Source organism: Amycolatopsis sp. NPDC051061, assembly GCF_040682935.1.
Taxonomy (GTDB): Bacteria; Actinomycetota; Actinomycetes; order Mycobacteriales; family Pseudonocardiaceae; genus Amycolatopsis.
This window is the reverse complement of sequence record NZ_JBFBBZ010000073.1, coordinates 1-15,384: the sequence shown is the minus strand read 5'-3', so window position 1 is coordinate 15,384 and position 15,384 is coordinate 1. Positions and strand designations below refer to the sequence as shown.

Sequence of the window (15,384 nt, the reverse complement as noted above, 5' to 3'; positions counted from 1 at the left end):
CACGCGTGTCGTCCGGTTCGTCAGTGCGCGTGGGCCTCTTCCAGGGTGGCTCCGGCCAGGCGGGCCGCGACTCCCCGCCGGAAGTTCGGACAGTCGTGGACGTCTTCGCGCGGGCACGCCAGGCCGTGCGCGATCGCCGTGCGGGCCGCCTGGGCCTGGGCGATCCGCCGGTCGAGTTCGGCGAGCTTGCGTTCGTGCAGCTCGCGCCAGCCCGGCGCGGCCGACGTGCGCATGTCGATGAGCGTCTTCAGTTCGCGCAGGGTGAACCCGACATCGCGGAAGATCAGGATCTCGCCCACCAGCTCGATGACCGAAGGCGGATAACGCCGCTGGCCCGCGACCCGCTCGGGCGCCGGCAGGAGCCCCAGCTCCTCCCAGTACCGCAGCGCCGAGGTGGCCACGCCGGTGCGGTGGGCCAGCTCGCCGATCGTCAGCAGTTCCTCGGACATTTGACTTCGAGCGTACTTGAAGCCGTTGACTCGCGGCATGGCGAAGACCGGGCTCAAGCAGCGGATGATCGAGCAGTTCCACCACCCGCGCGGCATCGGCGGACGGGTGGCCGGATGGGTGATGGCCCACCGGGGTTCGAACCGGCAGCGGAACATCTGGGTCGTCGGACTGCTGGACGTCCAGCCCGAGGAACGGGTGCTCGAAGTCGGCTTCGGCCCCGGGATCGCCCTCGGCGAGCTGGCCGCCCGCGCCACCCGCGGCCGCGTCTACGGCGTCGACCACTCCGCGGTCATGGTCCAGCGGGCGAGCCGGCGCACCCGGGCCGCGGCGGACCGGATCGAGCTGATCCACGCCTCGGTCGACCGGCTGCCGTCGTTCGGCGAGCCGCTCGACGCCGTCCTCGCCGTCAATTCGTCGGGCTTCTGGCCCGATCCCCCACAGCGGCTGCGCGAGCTGCGGGGCCTGCTGCGCCCCGGCGGGCGCATCGCGCTCGCGTCCCAGCCGCGGTGCCCCGGCGCCGAGCGGGACACCACGACCAGGGCCGCGGGCGAACTCCAGAACCTGCTCGCGAAGGCCGGGTTCACCGACCTGCGGGTCGAGACCCTCGACCTCGATCCGCCGGTCGCCTGCGTCCTCGGCGTCACCCCACGGTGAAGCTCGCGGTCAGCGTGGCCGCCGAGCTGGTGCCGACGTAGACCTCGATCTTCCCCGGCTCGACGCGGAACTTCGCGGCGTTGTCGTAGAAGCCGACGTCGTCCGGGGTCAGGGTGAACGAGACCGTCTTCGAAGCACCCGCGTCCAGGGTGACCCGCTGGAACCCGCGCAGCCGCCGGACGGGCTGCACGATCGTGGCGACCGGGTCGCGCAGGTACAGCTGGACGACCTCGTCGCCCGCGCGGCCGCCCGTGTTGGTCACCCGGGCGGTCACCTGGATCCGGCCGCCGCGGGCCGACATCCGCGGGTCCGAAAGCCGCAGGCTGTCGACGCGGAACGTCGTGTACGACAGGCCGTAGCCGAACTCGTAGAGCGGACCGGTTTCCAGGTCGAGGTACTTCGACGTGTACTTGTTGTTCGGATCGGCCGGGCGCCCGGTGTTCTCGTGGTTGTAGTAGATCGGGACCTGGCCGACCGCGCGCGGGAAGCTGACCGGCAGCTTGCCGCCCGGGTTGACCGTGCCGAACAGGACGTCCGCGACCGCGTGCCCACCCTGCACGCCCGGGGCCCACGCCTCGAGGATCGCGGGCGCGTTGGCGTGCAGGTACGGGATCGTCAGCGGCCGGCCGTTGACCAGCACCACCACGAACGGCTTGCCGGTCTCCTTGATCGCGGCCACCAGCTGCTGCTGCACGCCGGGGAGGTCGATGGTGCTGCGCGCCGCCGCTTCCCCGCTCATCGCGGCGGTCTCGCCGACCACGACGACGGTGACGTCGGCCGCGCGGGCGGCCTGCTGCGCGGCGGCGAACCCGCTCGTGTCGGTCCCGTCGACGGTGCAGCCCGCGGTGTAGGTCACCCCGGCTCCGGGTGCCGCGGCCTTGATCCCGTCGACCACCGTCACCGGCGGGGTCGTGCCCGCGCCGGTGCCCAGGCCCGCCCAGGTGCCGTTGAGGTCGTAGGTCGCCGTCCCGAGCGGGCCGACGACGGCCACCGAGCCGACGGACTTCGCCAGCGGCAGCACCGGCCCCTCGTTCTTGAGCAGCACCATGCACCGGCCGGCGGCCTGCCGCGACGCGGCGAGCGCGGCGGGCGAAGGCGCATTCACCTCGCCGGCCTCGTCGACGTACGGACGTTCGAAGAGGCCCAGCTTGACCTTGACCAGCAGGATCCGGCGGACGGCGTCGTCGATCTGGTCGCGGGTGATCCGCCGCTCGGCCAGCAGCCGCTCCCCGAACTTGACGTAGTTGGTGCTGACCATCTCCATGTCCACCCCGGCCGGCAGCGCGGCGGCCGCGGCATCCGCGCCGTCGCCGGCCAGGCCGTGGTTGATCAGCTCTTCGATGCCCGTGTAGTCGCTGACGACGAACCCGCGGAAGCCGTAGCTTCCCTTGAGGACGTCGTGCAGGACGTAGCCGTTGCCGTGCGCGGGGACGCCGCTGATCGTGTTGAAGCTGGCCATCACGGTCGCCACGCCGGCCTCGACGCTCGCCTTGAACGGCGGCAGGTACAGGTTGTGCAGGCGCTGCAGCGAGACGTCGACGGTGTTGTAGTCGCGGCCGCCTTCCGCGCCGCCGTAGGCGACGAAGTGCTTGGCACAGGCGGCGAGGCGGTCCGGGGACGAGTAGTCGCCGCCCTGGTAGCCACGGACCTTCGCCACGGCCATTTGCGAAGCCACGTAAGGATCTTCGCCGGAGCCCTCGGCGATGCGCCCCCAGCGCGGCTCGTGCGTGACGTCCATCATCGGCGCGTAGGTCCAGTGGATGCCGCTGCGCCGGGCTTCCTTCGCGGCGACCGTCGCGTCGGCGGTCGGCACGCCAGGATCGAAGCTCGCCCCCTGGGCCAGCGGGATCGGGAAGTTCGTGGTGTAGCCGTGGATCACGTCGAGGCCGAAGATCAGCGGGATCCGCAACCGGGTCTGCTCGACGGCGATCTTCTGCAGCGCGTTGAGCTTCGCGGCACCCACCACGGAGAACACCCCGCCGAGCTGCCCGGTCGCGAGGGACGTCCGCGCGAGGTCTTCGGTGCCGACCAGCTGGAGCTGCCCGAGCTTCTCGGCGAGAGTCATCTTCCTCAGCAGGTCCTCGACCCGCGGGTTCCGTTCGGGCCGGGCCGCGGGGTCCGCCGCGGCGGGCGGGGCGAGCGCCGTGGCGGCTCCCCCGGCGGCGAGGAGACCGCCGACTCCGGCGAGCAGGCTCCGCCGGTTGACGCCGTCGGCGGACGGCGAAGCGACTGCTTGGCTCTCGGGCTGTTCCATGGCGGGGACCCTTTCGCGAGAGAACGAGGGCCGTCAGCATAAGCACGATCGGCACCTGCCGACCGGTTGGTTTTTCCTCCCCGCGCACGCTTGTGGTCCGGCCACGGGAGTCCTACGGTCGGATGCAGACCGACACGTGGAGGGGGCACCGTGCGGGCGTTCGGAGCTGTCCTGGCAAGCACTCTTCTGGCAAGCACCGTCCTGCTGACCGGCGCGGCTCCCGCCCTCGCGGACGCGACGTGGTCGCCGTCCCCGATCGCTTGGACGACCTGTCCGGACGACCCGGACAACCCCGGCGTTCCCGACGGCGAATGCGGCACGCTCCGGGTGCCGCTCGACTGGGACCGGCCGCAGGGGCCGTCGATCGGCCTCGCGGTGGCCCGGCACCGCGCCACCGACCCGGCGCACCGCGTCGGCGTGCTCATGGCCGACGCCGGCGGCCCCGGCTCGTCCGGCGCGGAGATCCCGCTGTCCCCCGGCTACTTCGGCGCGGAGGTCGAGGCCCGGTTCGACGTCGTGGGCTTCGACCTGCGCGGGACCGGCAACAGCGGGCGCATCGACTGCGACTTCCCGGCGGGCGCGCCCGACAACGAGCCCGCCGATCGGGCGCGGTTCGAGGAGCTGCGCGCGTTCGACCGCCAGGTGGTCACCGACTGCCGAGCCCGGAACCTGCCGGTCTTCGACCACGCCGACACCGCCACCAACGCCCGCGACCTGGATGCGGTCCGCCGCGCGCTGGGCGAAGACAAGATCAGCTTCCACGGTGCCTCCTACGGCACGCTGCTCGGCCAGCAGTACGCCGAGCGGTACGGCGACCACGTCCGCGCGATGGTGCTGGACGGCATCATCGACCACAGCGTCGATCTCGAGCACTTCGTGGGTGACCGGGCCGCCGCCGTGGACGAGCTGTTCGGGCAGTTCACCGCGTGGTGCGCCGCCACCACGACGTGCGCGCTGCACGGCCGGGACGTCCTCGCGACCTGGCGTCAGGCTCAGGCCGCCGCCGACGCGATGCCGTTCCCGCACAACTGGTTGCGCGATCAGGTGTACCAGGACATGCGCGTCCCGGACTGGGACGACGTGGGCCAGGTGATCGCCGACACCGCGGCCGCCCGCTCGCCGGTGCGGGCCGAGTTCGTGCCCAACTACCCGTCGATCCGGCTGGCCGTCGTCTGCCAGGACTTCGACCTGCGGATGCGGAGCTTCACGCAGTACTCGGCGATGTACGCCGAAGAGCTGCGCCGGTCGCCGATCATGCGCGGCAGCACGATCGGCCACGACGAAGCGACCGCCTGCCTCGGCGTCGCCGGCCCGCCCGCGAACCCGCCGCACCGGCTGAACGTCTCGAAAGCGCCGCGGATCCTGCTGCTCAGCAGCCGCTACGACCCGGCGACGCCGTACGCCTGGGCGGTCAACGTCCACCGCCAGGCGCCGGCGAACACGACGCTGCTGACCTACGAAGGCTCGGGGCACGGGGCCTACCGGCGCACGCCCTGCACCCGGGCGGCGGTGGACGGCTACCTGCTGACGCTGAAGACACCCCACCACGACTTCGGCTGTCCCGCCTGATCCACCGCCACCCGGTCCGGCTCAGCCCAGGTGCGAGCTGATCACCGGGTAGTCGTTGCCGACGTTGGTGTAAACGCCCGGGAAGTCCTTGCGGGCACAGCCTTCGCCCCACGAGACGATGCCGGCTAGCTTGCCGTCGACGTAGGCCGGGCCACCGGAGTCGCCCTGGCAGGAGTCCTTGCCGCCTTCGGGCACGCCCGCGCAGAACATCGACGCCTTGTCGTACTTCGCCCCACCGGTGCTGTACTTCTGCGCGCAGGTGGCGTTGTCCACCACCGGGACCGACACCTTGAGCAGCGTGTCGGAGACGTCGCCGCCCTCGGACGTCGTGCCCCAGCCGACCACCGTGACGTCCTTGCCGGCCTGGTAGGCGGCGTCATCGGCCGACTGCACCAGCGTGGCCGGCTCGTACGGCAGGTCCTTGTCGAGCGTCAGCACGGAGTTGTCGTGCTGCATGCCGCTCAGGTCGAAGTCCGGGTTCTGCCAGACGTCGCTCACGCCGGCTTTCGTGCCGGAGCTGTCGCTGAACTTCGTCTGCCCGCCGATGATCTCCATCTGCGACGCTTCGACGCCGTCGGTGCAGTGCGCGGCGGTCAGCACCTTGTTCTTCGCGACCAGGGTGCCGGCGCAGTGCTGCGCGCCGTTGACGTTGAAGATCACGGTGGCCGGGAACTCGTCGATCGTGGTCGGCGTACCGCCCACGATCCGCGGATCACCGGCCGACGCACCGGGTGCGGCGACGACGGCGAAGGCTGCGGCCGCGGCGAGGACCATCGCCGCTCGTCGGACCACGGAACGTCCGTCTACCTGCATGAACATCTCCCTTCGGGGACCTGGAAGCTGGTACCCGGGAGCAGACCAGACCGGCCGTGGTCGCGGTTAGCTACGAAAGTCGCTTCCTGACAAGTTGGGAACGTTGGTTGGTTTTTGTCCGACACGAGTGGCGGACCGGCGGCATACGCGGTAGCCGCTGTCAATCCTTGACATGACGCCAACAGGGACTTACCGTTTTCCCACGCCGCCGGGTTGTCCAGACCATTACATCGTGAAAGGACACCTCGATGCGCGTGCGTTCCCTGCTCGTCCTGCTGGCGGTTCCGGCCCTGGCCGCCGCCACCGCCCTCCCCGCGCTGGCAGCCGACCCGTCGGTGGCCCCGGGTGGCAACTTCGACCTGGGGATCTGGCAGCTGCAGGAGCCGGTCGGCTCCCCCGGGTCGCCGACCACCATCTCCTCGTCCCGCCTGAAGGGCGCGAACGGCTTCCAGGACAGCTACTTCTACACCGACACCCGCGACGGCGCGATGACCTTCTGGGCGCCGGAAAAGGGCGTCACCACCCCGAACTCGAACTACGCGCGGTCCGAGCTGCGCGAGATGAACCGCGACGGCTCGGCGGCGAACTGGTCGCTGAGCGGATCCCACAAGCTCGACGCGACGCTGCGGGTGGTGTCGGTGACGTCGAACGTATGCGTGGGCCAGGTCCACCTGGGCACGGGCGGATCGTCGACGAAACCGTTGCTGGAGCTGTACTACCACTCGAACGGCGACATCGTCCTGGGCACGGAGAACTCCCCCGACGGCGGCCAGACGGCGCACACGGTCGGGCACGTGTCGATCGGCAAGACCTGGACGTACTCGATCGGCATCTCCGGCGGCAACACCATCGACCTGACGGTCAACGGCAGCGTCACCCACTATTCGATCCCGTCGTCGTTCAAGGCGTACAAGCAGTACTTCAAGGCGGGCTCGTACAACCAGTCGTCGTCGAGCAGCACGACCAAGGGCGCGCGGGTCGCGTTCTACGGATTGACCGTTTCGCACGGCTGATGCGTTTCGGCCCGGTGGCCGCCAACACCGGGCCGGCAGTGCCTTCAGCGCCAGCCCAGCTCCGGGGCCACGTGGGTGAGGATGCTCTCCAGCACGTGGGCGTTGTAGTCGACGCCGAGCTGGTTCGGGATCGTCAGCAGCAAGGTGTCCGCGGCCTGGACGGCCTCGTCCTCCTCGAGCTCACGCACCAGCTCGTCCGGTTCGGCGGCGTAGGAACGCCCGAAGATCGCCCGGGTGTTCTCGTCGATCATGCCGACCTGGTCGCGCGAGTGGCGGTCGCCGCCGAAGTACGCGCGGTCCTGGTCGTTCGTCAGCGCGAAGATGCTGCGGCTGACCGACACGCGCGGCTCCCGCTCGTGGCCGGCCTCCTTCCACGCTTCCCGGTACGCCTCGATCTGCTTGCGCTGCTGGACGTGGAGCGGCTCGCCCGTCTCGTCGTCCTTGAGCGTGGAGCTCTGCAGGTTCATGCCCAGCTTCGCCGCCCACACGCTCGTGGCGTTCGAGCTCGACCCCCACCAGATGCGGTCCCGCAGCCCCTCCGAGTGCGGCTCGAGCCGCAGGAGCCCGGGCGGGTTGGCGAACATCGGCCGCGGGTTCGGCTGCGCGAAGCCCTCGCCGTCGAGCAGCTTGAGGAAGACCTCGGTGTGCTGCCGGGCCATGTCGGCGTCGGTCTCGCCGTCGGCCGGGGCGTACCCGAAGTAGCGCCAGCCCTCGATCACCTGCTCGGGGGACCCCCGGCTGATGCCGAGCTGGAGCCGGCCGCCGGAGATGAGGTCGGCCGCGCCGGCGTCCTCGACCATGTACAGCGGGTTCTCGTAGCGCATGTCGATCACGCCGGTGCCGAGCTCGATCTTCGACGTGCGCGCCCCGATCGCCGACAGCAGCGGGAACGGGCTCGCCGCTTGCCGCGCGAAGTGGTGCACGCGGAAGTACGCGCCGTCGACGCCGAGCTCCTCGGCCGCGACCGCCAGGTCGATCGACTGGTGCAGGAAGTCGGCGGCGGAGCGGGTCTCGGAGTGCGGGCTCGCCGACCAGTGGCCGAACGAGAGGAAGCCGATCTTTTTCACACCTCTCCCAGCGTCCGGCGGGCGCGAATGATTCCCCGGTGTGAGCGAACCGGCCGCCGCCGCACCCCGCGCGCGGCGGCGGCCGTGCCCGCGCAGGTCAGCCGCAGTGCTCGGAGCGCTCCTGGTCGGTCATCGGCGCGGTGTGCTGCGTGATGTCCCCGGTCGAGCCGGGCACCGGGCCGTCCGCGTCGAAGTCCTGGTACCAGATGTAATGATCGTCGAACTTGTCCGGGAAATGCACCCGTCGTGTCGGGCCAGTTCACCGTGCTGCGCTGCAAATCGCCGGTGCGGTTGAAGGCCGCTTCGCCGACCTGGTGCCCGGCCCCGGTGTGCTCCTCCGGCGGACCGGACGGGTGGAACACGCACGAGCACGAGTCCCGCGGCAGGACCCGACGTTGCCGGTGTTCTCCTGAACGGCCCGTCGCGGTCGCCGCCGAGGTCGAACTGCCAGTTGACCCAGCCGTCCTTCTTGCACAGTTCGGGTCCGGTGATCGTCAGCGAGTTCCCGGTGTAGTCGGGACCGTCGAAGAACGTGCCCTGCACGACCTGTCCGTCCGCCTCCGCGACCGCCGCCGAGCGCTGCAGGCCCGAAGACCAGTGCTGCACACCGGTTTCCGAATTCAACACGCAGTGGCGGGTGCCCATCGGACTTCGGGGTCTGCCTGAATCCCCTGAGGAATCCGGCGCCGGACTGCGCGCGAATGGGAGCCGGGGTACAGTACGCCGTCCGCGTCAGGCTCGGGCCGATAGAATCGGACTGTGACGCTGACCGACGACGAGACGCAGATGGTGGCCTTGACCGCGGAGTTCGTCGACGAGCGCGTCCGCCCTCGCGTCCGCGAATTCGAGGCCGACGACATCTACCCCGCCGAGTTGATCGACGAGATGAAGGCGCTCGGCTTCTTCGGCCTGCTGGCCCCGGCCGAACACGGCGGTGTCGACGTCAGCACCGCGTGTTTCGCCCGGGTCACCGAAGAGCTCGCCCGCGGCTGGATGAGCCTCGCCGGCGCCATCGGCGGGCACTCCGTGATCACGTACCTGATCAAGACGTTCGGCACGCCCGGCCAACGCGAAAAGTACCTGCCCGCCATGGCCGGCGGCACCGTCCGCGCCACGATGGCGCTGACCGAGCCCGGCGGCGGCAGCGACCTGCAGGCCATGCGCACCCACGCCGTCCCCGACGGCGACGGCTGGTCGATCACCGGGTCCAAGACGTGGATCTCCAACGCCGCCCACTCCGGGCTGATCGGCCTGCTCTGCGTCACCGACCGTGACGCCTCGCCGGCCCACCGCGGCATGAGCGTCCTGCTGGTCGAGCCCGGCGACGGCCTGACCGTCTCCCCCAAGCTGCCCAAGCTCGGCTACCGCGGGATCGAAGCTTGCGAGCTGGTCTTCGACGGGATGCCGGTGCCCGGCGACGCTGTGCTGGGCGGGACGCCGCACGACGGCTGGGCGCAGATGATGCGCGGCCTGGAGGTCGGCCGCGTCCAGGTCGCCGCCCGCGCGGTGGGCGTCGGGCAGGCCGCCCTGGACGACGCCGTGAAGTACGCGCAGGAACGCGAGTCGTTCGGCAAGCCCATCTGGCAGCACCAGTCGGTCGGCAACCTGCTCGCCGACATGGCCACCAAGGTGCGCGCGGCCCGCCTGCTCACCCTGGACGCCGCCGGGCAGCTCGACGCCGGGGAGCGCGCCGACCTGGAGGCCGGGATGGCCAAGCTGTTCGCCTCGGAGGCCGCGATGCAGGTGGCGCTGGACGCGATCCGCGTCCACGGCGGCTACGGCTACTCGAAGGAATACGACGTCGAACGCTATTTCCGCGACGCGCCGCTGATGATCGTCGGCGAGGGCACCAACGAGATTCAACGCACCGTCATCGCCGCCCAGCTCATCGCGCGCAACCCGATCCGGCTAACCTGATCATGACCCTGAACATGACCCTGAACATGAAAACCCGGCCGGGTGACACGCCGGTCATAACTTGACTCATTCCAGAGAAGCCCCCTAGGGTGACCGGAGTGATGACCGACTTCGAGACGCAGCTGCGGGCGGTCTCGTTGCGGGTGACGCGGCCTCGGCTGGCCGTGCTCACCGCGTTGCGGGACCACCCGCACGTGGACACCGAGACGGTGATCGAGCTGGTGCGGGCCGAGCACCCGACGGTGTCGCACCAGACGATCTACGACGTCCTGCGGGCGCTCACCGACACCGGCCTGGTGCGGCGCATCCAACCCGCGGGCGCGACCGCGCGGTACGAGTCCCGGGTCGGGGACAACCACCACCACGTCGTGTGCCGCACCTGCGGCGCGATCGCGGACGTCGACTGCGCCGTCGGCCACACCCCGTGCCTGACCGCCTCGGACGACCACGGTTTCGTGATCGACCAGGCGGAGGTCGTGTACTGGGGCACCTGCCCCGACTGTGCGGCCGACGCGAACATCCCCATGATTGCCGGTTCGGAAGGAAGTAGATGAGCAACACCCAGGACAACGCCCAGTCCAGCGCTCAAGGCGTGGACGAGAAGGCGGCGGCCGGCTGCCCGGTCGCACACGACTCGGTGACCTCGCACGGCAGCGAGAGCGAGAACCCGGCGATCGATTCGCCGACTCCGAAGACGGGCGGCCGTCCGCGCGGCATCAAGGACTGGTGGCCCAACCAGCTCGACCTGACCGTGCTGCACGCGCACTCGTCGAAGAGCAACCCCCTGGGCGAGAAGTTCGCCTACGCCAAGGAGTTCGCGAAGCTCGACGTCGAGGCCCTCAAGCGCGACATCAGCGAGGTGCTCACCACCTCGCAGGACTGGTGGCCGGCGGACTTCGGTCACTACGGCGGCCTGATGATCCGGATGAGCTGGCACGCCGCCGGCACCTACCGCATCCACGACGGCCGCGGCGGCGCCGGTGACGGCGGTCAGCGCTTCGCCCCGCTGAACAGCTGGCCCGACAACGCCAACCTGGACAAGGCGCGCCGCCTGCTGTGGCCGGTCAAGCAGAAGTACGGCCAGAAGATCTCGTGGGCCGACCTGCTGGTGCTGGCCGGCAACGTCGCCCTGGAGTCGATGGGCTTCGAGACCTTCGGCTTCGGCTTCGGCCGCGTCGACACCTGGGAGCCCGAAGAGATCTTCTGGGGTCCCGAGGACGCCTGGCTCGGCGACGAGCGCTACGCGACCGACAGCGAGATGGTGCCCGAGCTCGGCGCGACCGAGATGGGCCTCATCTACGTCAACCCCGAGGGTCCCCGCGGCAGCGCGGACTTCGAGGCGGCGGCCCACTTCATCCGGGAGACCTTCGCCCGGATGGCGATGAACGACGAGGAGACCGTCGCCCTCATCGCCGGCGGCCACACCTTCGGCAAGACCCACGGCGCCGGTATCGCCGACGACCACGTGGGCCCGGAGCCCGAAGGCGCGCAGCTGGAGTCGCAGGGCCTCGGCTGGCTGAGCACCCACGGCACCGGCAAGGGCCCCGACACGATCACCAGTGGCCTCGAGGTGACGTGGACGGACAAGCCGACCGAGTGGAGCAACCGCTTCTTCGAGATCCTCTTCGCCTACGAGTGGGAGCTCACCACGAGCCCGGGCGGCGCCAAGCAGTACGTCGCCAAGGACGCGCCGGAGATCATCCCGGACGCTTACGACCCGAACAAGAAGCACAAGCCGACGATGCTCACGACGGACCTGTCGCTGCGCTTCGACCCGGTCTACGGCCCGATTTCGCGCCGCTTCCTGGAGCACCCGGACGAGTTCGCGCTGGCGTTCGCCAAGGCGTGGTACAAGCTGCTGCACCGCGACATGGGCCCGGCCAGCCGCTTCCTCGGCCCGTGGGTCGCCGAGCCGCAGCTGTGGCAGGACCCGGTGCCGGCCGTCGAGGGTGACCTCGTGGGCGACGCCGACATCACCGCCCTCAAGGCGAAGGTGCTCGACTCCGGTCTCACCGTCGGCCAGCTGGTCGGCACGGCGTGGGCGTCGGCCGCGAGCTTCCGCTCCACCGACAAGCGCGGCGGCGCGAACGGTGCCCGCATCCGCCTCGAGCCGCAGCGGAGCTGGGAAGTCAACCAGCCCGAGCAGCTCGCGACGGTCCTTTCGACCCTGGAAGGCATCCAGCGCGAGTTCAACGAGGCGGGCGGCGCGCAGATCTCGCTGGCCGACCTGATCGTGCTGGCGGGCTCGGCGGCCGTCGAGAAGGCGGCGCGCGACGCCGGCGTCGAGACGACGGTGCCGTTCCACCCGGGCCGCACGGACGCGACCCAGGAGCAGACGGACACGGACTCGTTCAAGGTGCTCGAGCCGCGCGCCGACGGGTTCCGCAACTACCTGCGGGCGGGCGAGAAGCTCCCGCCGGAGACGCTCCTGGTCGACCGCGCGTACATGCTCAACCTGTCGGCCCCGGAGACAACGGTCCTGGTCGGCGGCCTGCGTGCCCTGATCGGCGGCAAGCACGGGGTCCTGACGGACCAGCCGGGCGTGCTCACCAACGACTTCTTCGCGAACCTGCTTTCGCCGGGAACGCGCTGGAAGGCGTCGGAGTCCGAGGAGAACGTGTACGAGATCGTGGACGTGAGCACGGACAAGCCGAAGTGGACCGCGACCGCGGTCGACCTGGTGTTCGGCGCGAACTCCCAGCTGCGGGCGTTGGCCGAGGTGTACGCAAGCGACGACGCGCGCGAGCGTTTCGTGTCGGACTTCGTGGCGGCTTGGACGAAGGTCATGGAGCTGGACCGGTTCGACCTGGTTTGATTTTGATTCGCTGACGGGCCCGGCCGATCGCCATGATCGGCCGGGCCCGTTCGTCTCCGAAACAGCCGGGCCCGTACGGGCGTCCGCAATAGGCCGTCCGGTTGAGATAGCACGTCAGCGGTTGTCCCGGTGGGTACTCCTGGGATATCCCGTTACTTCCGGAGGGTGCGGGAGGGGGCGGGGTGACGTCGTGGAGTGGCTCTGACTACCCGAGCTCCCTGGCGTTCCTCATCGACTGCCTGGAGCAGATCCCGTCGCTGCGCGACCCCGGCAGCCGGCGCCTCTGTCTGGAACTGCTGGCCGATCACCTCGGGATGCCGCTGGTCGTCGAGGAGCTGCCGACCACCCGGGCCTGCCTGATCGGCATCGTGCAGGCCTGCCGGCGGCAGCACCCGCGGGCGCTCTCGGCCTTCGTCGACGCCGTCGAGCAGATGGAGCCCGGGTCGATCCCCGTGCTGCGAGCCCGGTCCGCCGTCGAGGACATGGCCACCCTCGACCTCGTCACCGAATACGATCGCCGGGAACTGCTGAACCTGCTGGGCGAAAACCCCAGCAGCCGGCTCGCCGAGCTCGTCCGCGCGGCCGCCGGGCCCGCCGCCGAGCTGACCTCGGCCGACCACCGTCCGGCCGATGCGCTCGCCACGCTCGAACGGATGAACGCGCAGCCGGACGGCATTCCGCCCTTGCTGCTGTTCGTCGAGTACCTCGCGGCCGCCGCCGACGACCAGCGGGCCGAAGGCCTGCGCGACTGGAACGACCGGCAGGCCGCGCGCCTGAACCTGACCGAGCAGATCACCGCCGTGCGACTCGCTCAGCCCGCCGAACCCGCGCCGCCGAAGGAGGTTGTCGCCTATCTCGTCGTCCGCATCGAGCCGGACCTGCTCGACACCGGCATGCTCGTCGTCGTGCACTGGCGGCACAACGATCCGACCGGCTGGCGGCCGCGGCGCAGCGATCCGTTCACCGGCGACCTCGACGCCGTCCGCGCGCACGTGGCCGACCTCGTCGCCGAGGCCGAGACCGGCTGGGCCACCGACGCCACGGCGATCCGGATCGAGTTCCTGCTCCCGTATTCGCTGCTGAACCTGCCCGTCGACCAGTGGGACCTGGAGGCGGGCAGCTCGCTTCCCCGCCCACTGGGCCTGCACTACCCGGTCGTCGTCCGCAGCCTCGACCGCGCGCGCTCGCCCCGCTGGCACCGGGAATGGCGGCGCCGCTGGGACCTGCTCAAGAAGGTGCCCGCCGGCCTGACGACGCCCGAAGAGCACTGGCTGTGGAGCGACGGCGCGAAACGGCGGCACCTCACCGCGCTCGACGCGAAACTGGCCGAGCAGAAGAAGGTCGTTTCGCTCGTGCTGCGTTCGGTGCCGGACAGCGCGGATCCCGGCGAGGTGCTGGTCGGGGTCCGGACCGGGATCCCGGTGATGATCTGGCACCGCACCGAAGCCGCCCGCTCGGCGTTCGAGGCGGAGATCAAGTCCCTGCGCGACTTCCTGCCCGAGCTCGTCGAGCACCTGCGCCTGCTGCGCAGCCGGGCCCGGCAGGTGGCCCGGCCCGATTCCCACGTGGGCAGCCGGATCTCCCTCCTGTGGGACGACCCGGACAGGCCCGTCGAGCCGCAGGATCCGCCCGCGGCCCCGATCGAGGAGGTGCCCGCCCGATGAGCGGTGCCGAGATCCCGCCATGGTGCGTCTACCGCGGTCACGGGCTGCCGCCACCGGCCGGTGAGGACGCCCCCGAGCTGCCCGCACCGCCCAGCTGGCGCACCTTCGACGGCGGGCCGGCGCTGCCGGTCCCCTCGGTGGCCGACGCCGAGTTCGTCCGCCGGCTCGGGGTGCCGGCCGTGGCCTCGGCCCGGGACGCGACGCTCGAAGAGGTCCTGACCGTGAACGCCGCGTTGTACCTGCGGCGCCCGCTGCTGGTCACCGGCAACCCCGGCACCGGGAAGTCCAGCCTGGCCTACAAGATCGCGCGGGAGCTGGGGCTCGGCCCGGTGCTGCGCTGGCCCATCAGCAGCCGCACCGTGTCCCGTGACGGGCAGTGGACCTACGACGCCATCGGCCGGGTCCAGGCCGCGGCGACCGAGGAGGGCGCGGACATCGGCGGGTTCGTCCGCCTCGGCCCGCTCGGCACCGCACTGCTCCCCTACGACCGGCCGCGCGTGCTCCTGATCGACGAGCTCGACAAGTCGGACATCGACCTGCCCAACGACCTGCTGGCCGTCTTCGAAGACGGCGACTTCGAAATCCAGCCGCTGGCCCGGATCGCCGCCACCCAGGCCGAAGTCACCGTCTTCACGCACGACCGCGGCGGCCGGGCGACGGTGCGCGAAGGACACGTGCGGTGCCGCGCCTTCCCGATCGTGGTGGTGACGAGCAACGGCGAGCGGGACTTCCCGCCCGCGTTCCTCCGCCGCTGCCTGCGGCTCGACATGCCGCAGCCCGGCTTCGAGCAGCTCGTGAGCATGGTCGCCGCGCACTTCCGCGACGTGCCGCCCCGCAGCGACGACCTGATCCACGAGTTCCTCGCCAGCAGCGGGCAGGAAGGCGGCCTCGCCAACGACCAGCTGCTCAACGCCCTGCACCTCACGACTTCGGGAGCGCACCAGCACGACGCGAACTGGGAGGTGCTGCGCGACACCCTGTGGCGGCGGCTCAACGTCCGGGGAACGGACTGAGGGATGGCCGACCCGGTCGACCGCCTCGCCACCGAGGCCCTCAGCGCGGACGAGATCGCCGACGCGGTCTGGCTCGCCGCCCGCATCGCGGCGAGCGAGCCACCGCGTCCGGAAACCGAGCCGCGTCCCGAACGCCCGCCGCCCCGGCGCGAACC

Annotated in this window: 13 protein-coding genes; 8 read left to right on the top strand and 5 right to left on the bottom strand. The window is 70.8% G+C overall.

The genetic code is table 11. The features are described from left to right. Nucleotides 1–20: 20 nt before the first annotated feature. On the bottom strand, nt 21–449 hold the full coding sequence (locus AB0N03_RS48085; RefSeq protein ID WP_364387488.1) for a MerR family transcriptional regulator: 429 nt from the start codon (nt 447–449) through the stop codon (nt 21–23). Nucleotides 450–486: 37 nt separating this feature from the next. Between AB0N03_RS48085 and AB0N03_RS48080 the strand changes: the two genes are divergently transcribed. Next, nucleotides 487–1,104, top strand: coding sequence for a methyltransferase domain-containing protein (locus AB0N03_RS48080; protein WP_364387486.1), 618 nt, complete (start codon nt 487–489; stop codon nt 1,102–1,104). Here the strand turns inward: AB0N03_RS48080 and AB0N03_RS48075 are convergent. Next, nucleotides 1,091–3,358: a glycoside hydrolase family 3 N-terminal domain-containing protein gene (locus tag AB0N03_RS48075; protein WP_364387484.1), complete on the bottom strand. Its 2,268-nt coding sequence runs from the start codon at nt 3,356–3,358 to the stop codon at nt 1,091–1,093. The two genes, AB0N03_RS48080 and AB0N03_RS48075, sit on opposite strands and share 14 nt — an antisense overlap. A 150-nt stretch (nt 3,359–3,508) precedes the next feature. Here AB0N03_RS48075 and AB0N03_RS48070 point away from each other — a divergent pair, with 150 nt between their 5' ends. Continuing rightward, on the top strand, nt 3,509–4,927 hold the full coding sequence (locus AB0N03_RS48070) for an alpha/beta hydrolase (RefSeq protein ID WP_364387482.1): 1,419 nt from the start codon (nt 3,509–3,511) through the stop codon (nt 4,925–4,927). 21 nt (nt 4,928–4,948) lie between these two features. Here AB0N03_RS48070 and AB0N03_RS48065 read toward each other — a convergent pair whose 3' ends face one another. Further along, nucleotides 4,949–5,740, bottom strand: coding sequence for a serine protease (locus AB0N03_RS48065; protein ID WP_364387480.1), 792 nt, complete (start codon nt 5,738–5,740; stop codon nt 4,949–4,951). Between the two features lie 248 nt (nt 5,741–5,988). On the opposite strand from AB0N03_RS48065, the gene AB0N03_RS48060 reads away from it, so the two are divergent. After that, on the top strand, nt 5,989–6,753 hold the full coding sequence (locus tag AB0N03_RS48060; RefSeq protein ID WP_364387478.1) for a polysaccharide lyase family 7 protein: 765 nt from the start codon (nt 5,989–5,991) through the stop codon (nt 6,751–6,753). A gap of 44 nt (nt 6,754–6,797) precedes the next feature. Here AB0N03_RS48060 and AB0N03_RS48055 read toward each other — a convergent pair whose 3' ends face one another. Beyond that, complete coding sequence (locus tag AB0N03_RS48055) at nt 6,798–7,820, bottom strand: LLM class flavin-dependent oxidoreductase (RefSeq protein ID WP_364387476.1); 1,023 nt, start codon at nt 7,818–7,820, stop codon at nt 6,798–6,800. Nucleotides 7,821–7,917: 97 nt separating this feature from the next. After that, the gene (locus AB0N03_RS48050; RefSeq protein ID WP_364387474.1) at nt 7,918–8,061 is read right to left on the bottom strand and encodes a hypothetical protein; all 144 of its coding nucleotides are present in this window, start codon (nt 8,059–8,061) and stop codon (nt 7,918–7,920) included. 518 nt (nt 8,062–8,579) lie between these two features. Between AB0N03_RS48050 and AB0N03_RS48045 the strand changes: the two genes are divergently transcribed. From AB0N03_RS48045 to AB0N03_RS48025, 5 genes are all read left to right on the top strand, one after another. Continuing rightward, nucleotides 8,580–9,737 carry an acyl-CoA dehydrogenase family protein gene (locus AB0N03_RS48045; RefSeq protein WP_364387472.1) on the top strand — a complete coding sequence of 386 codons (1,158 nt, stop codon included), beginning with the start codon at nt 8,580–8,582 and terminating at the stop codon, nt 9,735–9,737. 101 nt (nt 9,738–9,838) lie between these two features. Next, nucleotides 9,839–10,291, top strand: a complete 453-nt coding sequence (locus tag AB0N03_RS48040) for a Fur family transcriptional regulator (RefSeq protein WP_364387470.1) — start codon at nt 9,839–9,841, stop codon at nt 10,289–10,291. Then, the gene (gene katG / locus AB0N03_RS48035; protein WP_364387468.1) at nt 10,288–12,552 is read left to right on the top strand and encodes a catalase/peroxidase HPI; all 2,265 of its coding nucleotides are present in this window, start codon (nt 10,288–10,290) and stop codon (nt 12,550–12,552) included. The genes AB0N03_RS48040 and katG overlap by 4 nt, the downstream gene beginning before the upstream one ends. A 182-nt stretch (nt 12,553–12,734) precedes the next feature. Further along, nucleotides 12,735–14,216, top strand: coding sequence for a hypothetical protein (locus tag AB0N03_RS48030; RefSeq protein ID WP_364387466.1), 1,482 nt, complete (start codon nt 12,735–12,737; stop codon nt 14,214–14,216). Continuing rightward, nucleotides 14,213–15,229: a MoxR family ATPase gene (locus tag AB0N03_RS48025; protein WP_364387464.1), complete on the top strand. Its 1,017-nt coding sequence runs from the start codon at nt 14,213–14,215 to the stop codon at nt 15,227–15,229. The genes AB0N03_RS48030 and AB0N03_RS48025 overlap by 4 nt, the downstream gene beginning before the upstream one ends. Nucleotides 15,230–15,384 lie beyond the last annotated feature (155 nt).

Coding starts and splice junctions, on each gene's coding strand:
- AB0N03_RS48085 (WP_364387488.1), bottom strand. CDS start 449: ATGTCCGAGGAACTGCTGACGATCGGCGAGCTGGCCCACCGCACCGGC.
- AB0N03_RS48080 (WP_364387486.1), top strand. CDS start 487: ATGGCGAAGACCGGGCTCAAGCAGCGGATGATCGAGCAGTTCCACCAC.
- AB0N03_RS48075 (WP_364387484.1), bottom strand. CDS start 3,358: ATGGAACAGCCCGAGAGCCAAGCAGTCGCTTCGCCGTCCGCCGACGGC.
- AB0N03_RS48065 (WP_364387480.1), bottom strand. CDS start 5,740: ATGCAGGTAGACGGACGTTCCGTGGTCCGACGAGCGGCGATGGTCCTC.
- AB0N03_RS48060 (WP_364387478.1), top strand. CDS start 5,989: ATGCGCGTGCGTTCCCTGCTCGTCCTGCTGGCGGTTCCGGCCCTGGCC.
- AB0N03_RS48040 (WP_364387470.1), top strand. CDS start 9,839: ATGACCGACTTCGAGACGCAGCTGCGGGCGGTCTCGTTGCGGGTGACG.
- katG (WP_364387468.1), top strand. CDS start 10,288: ATGAGCAACACCCAGGACAACGCCCAGTCCAGCGCTCAAGGCGTGGAC.
- AB0N03_RS48025 (WP_364387464.1), top strand. CDS start 14,213: ATGAGCGGTGCCGAGATCCCGCCATGGTGCGTCTACCGCGGTCACGGG.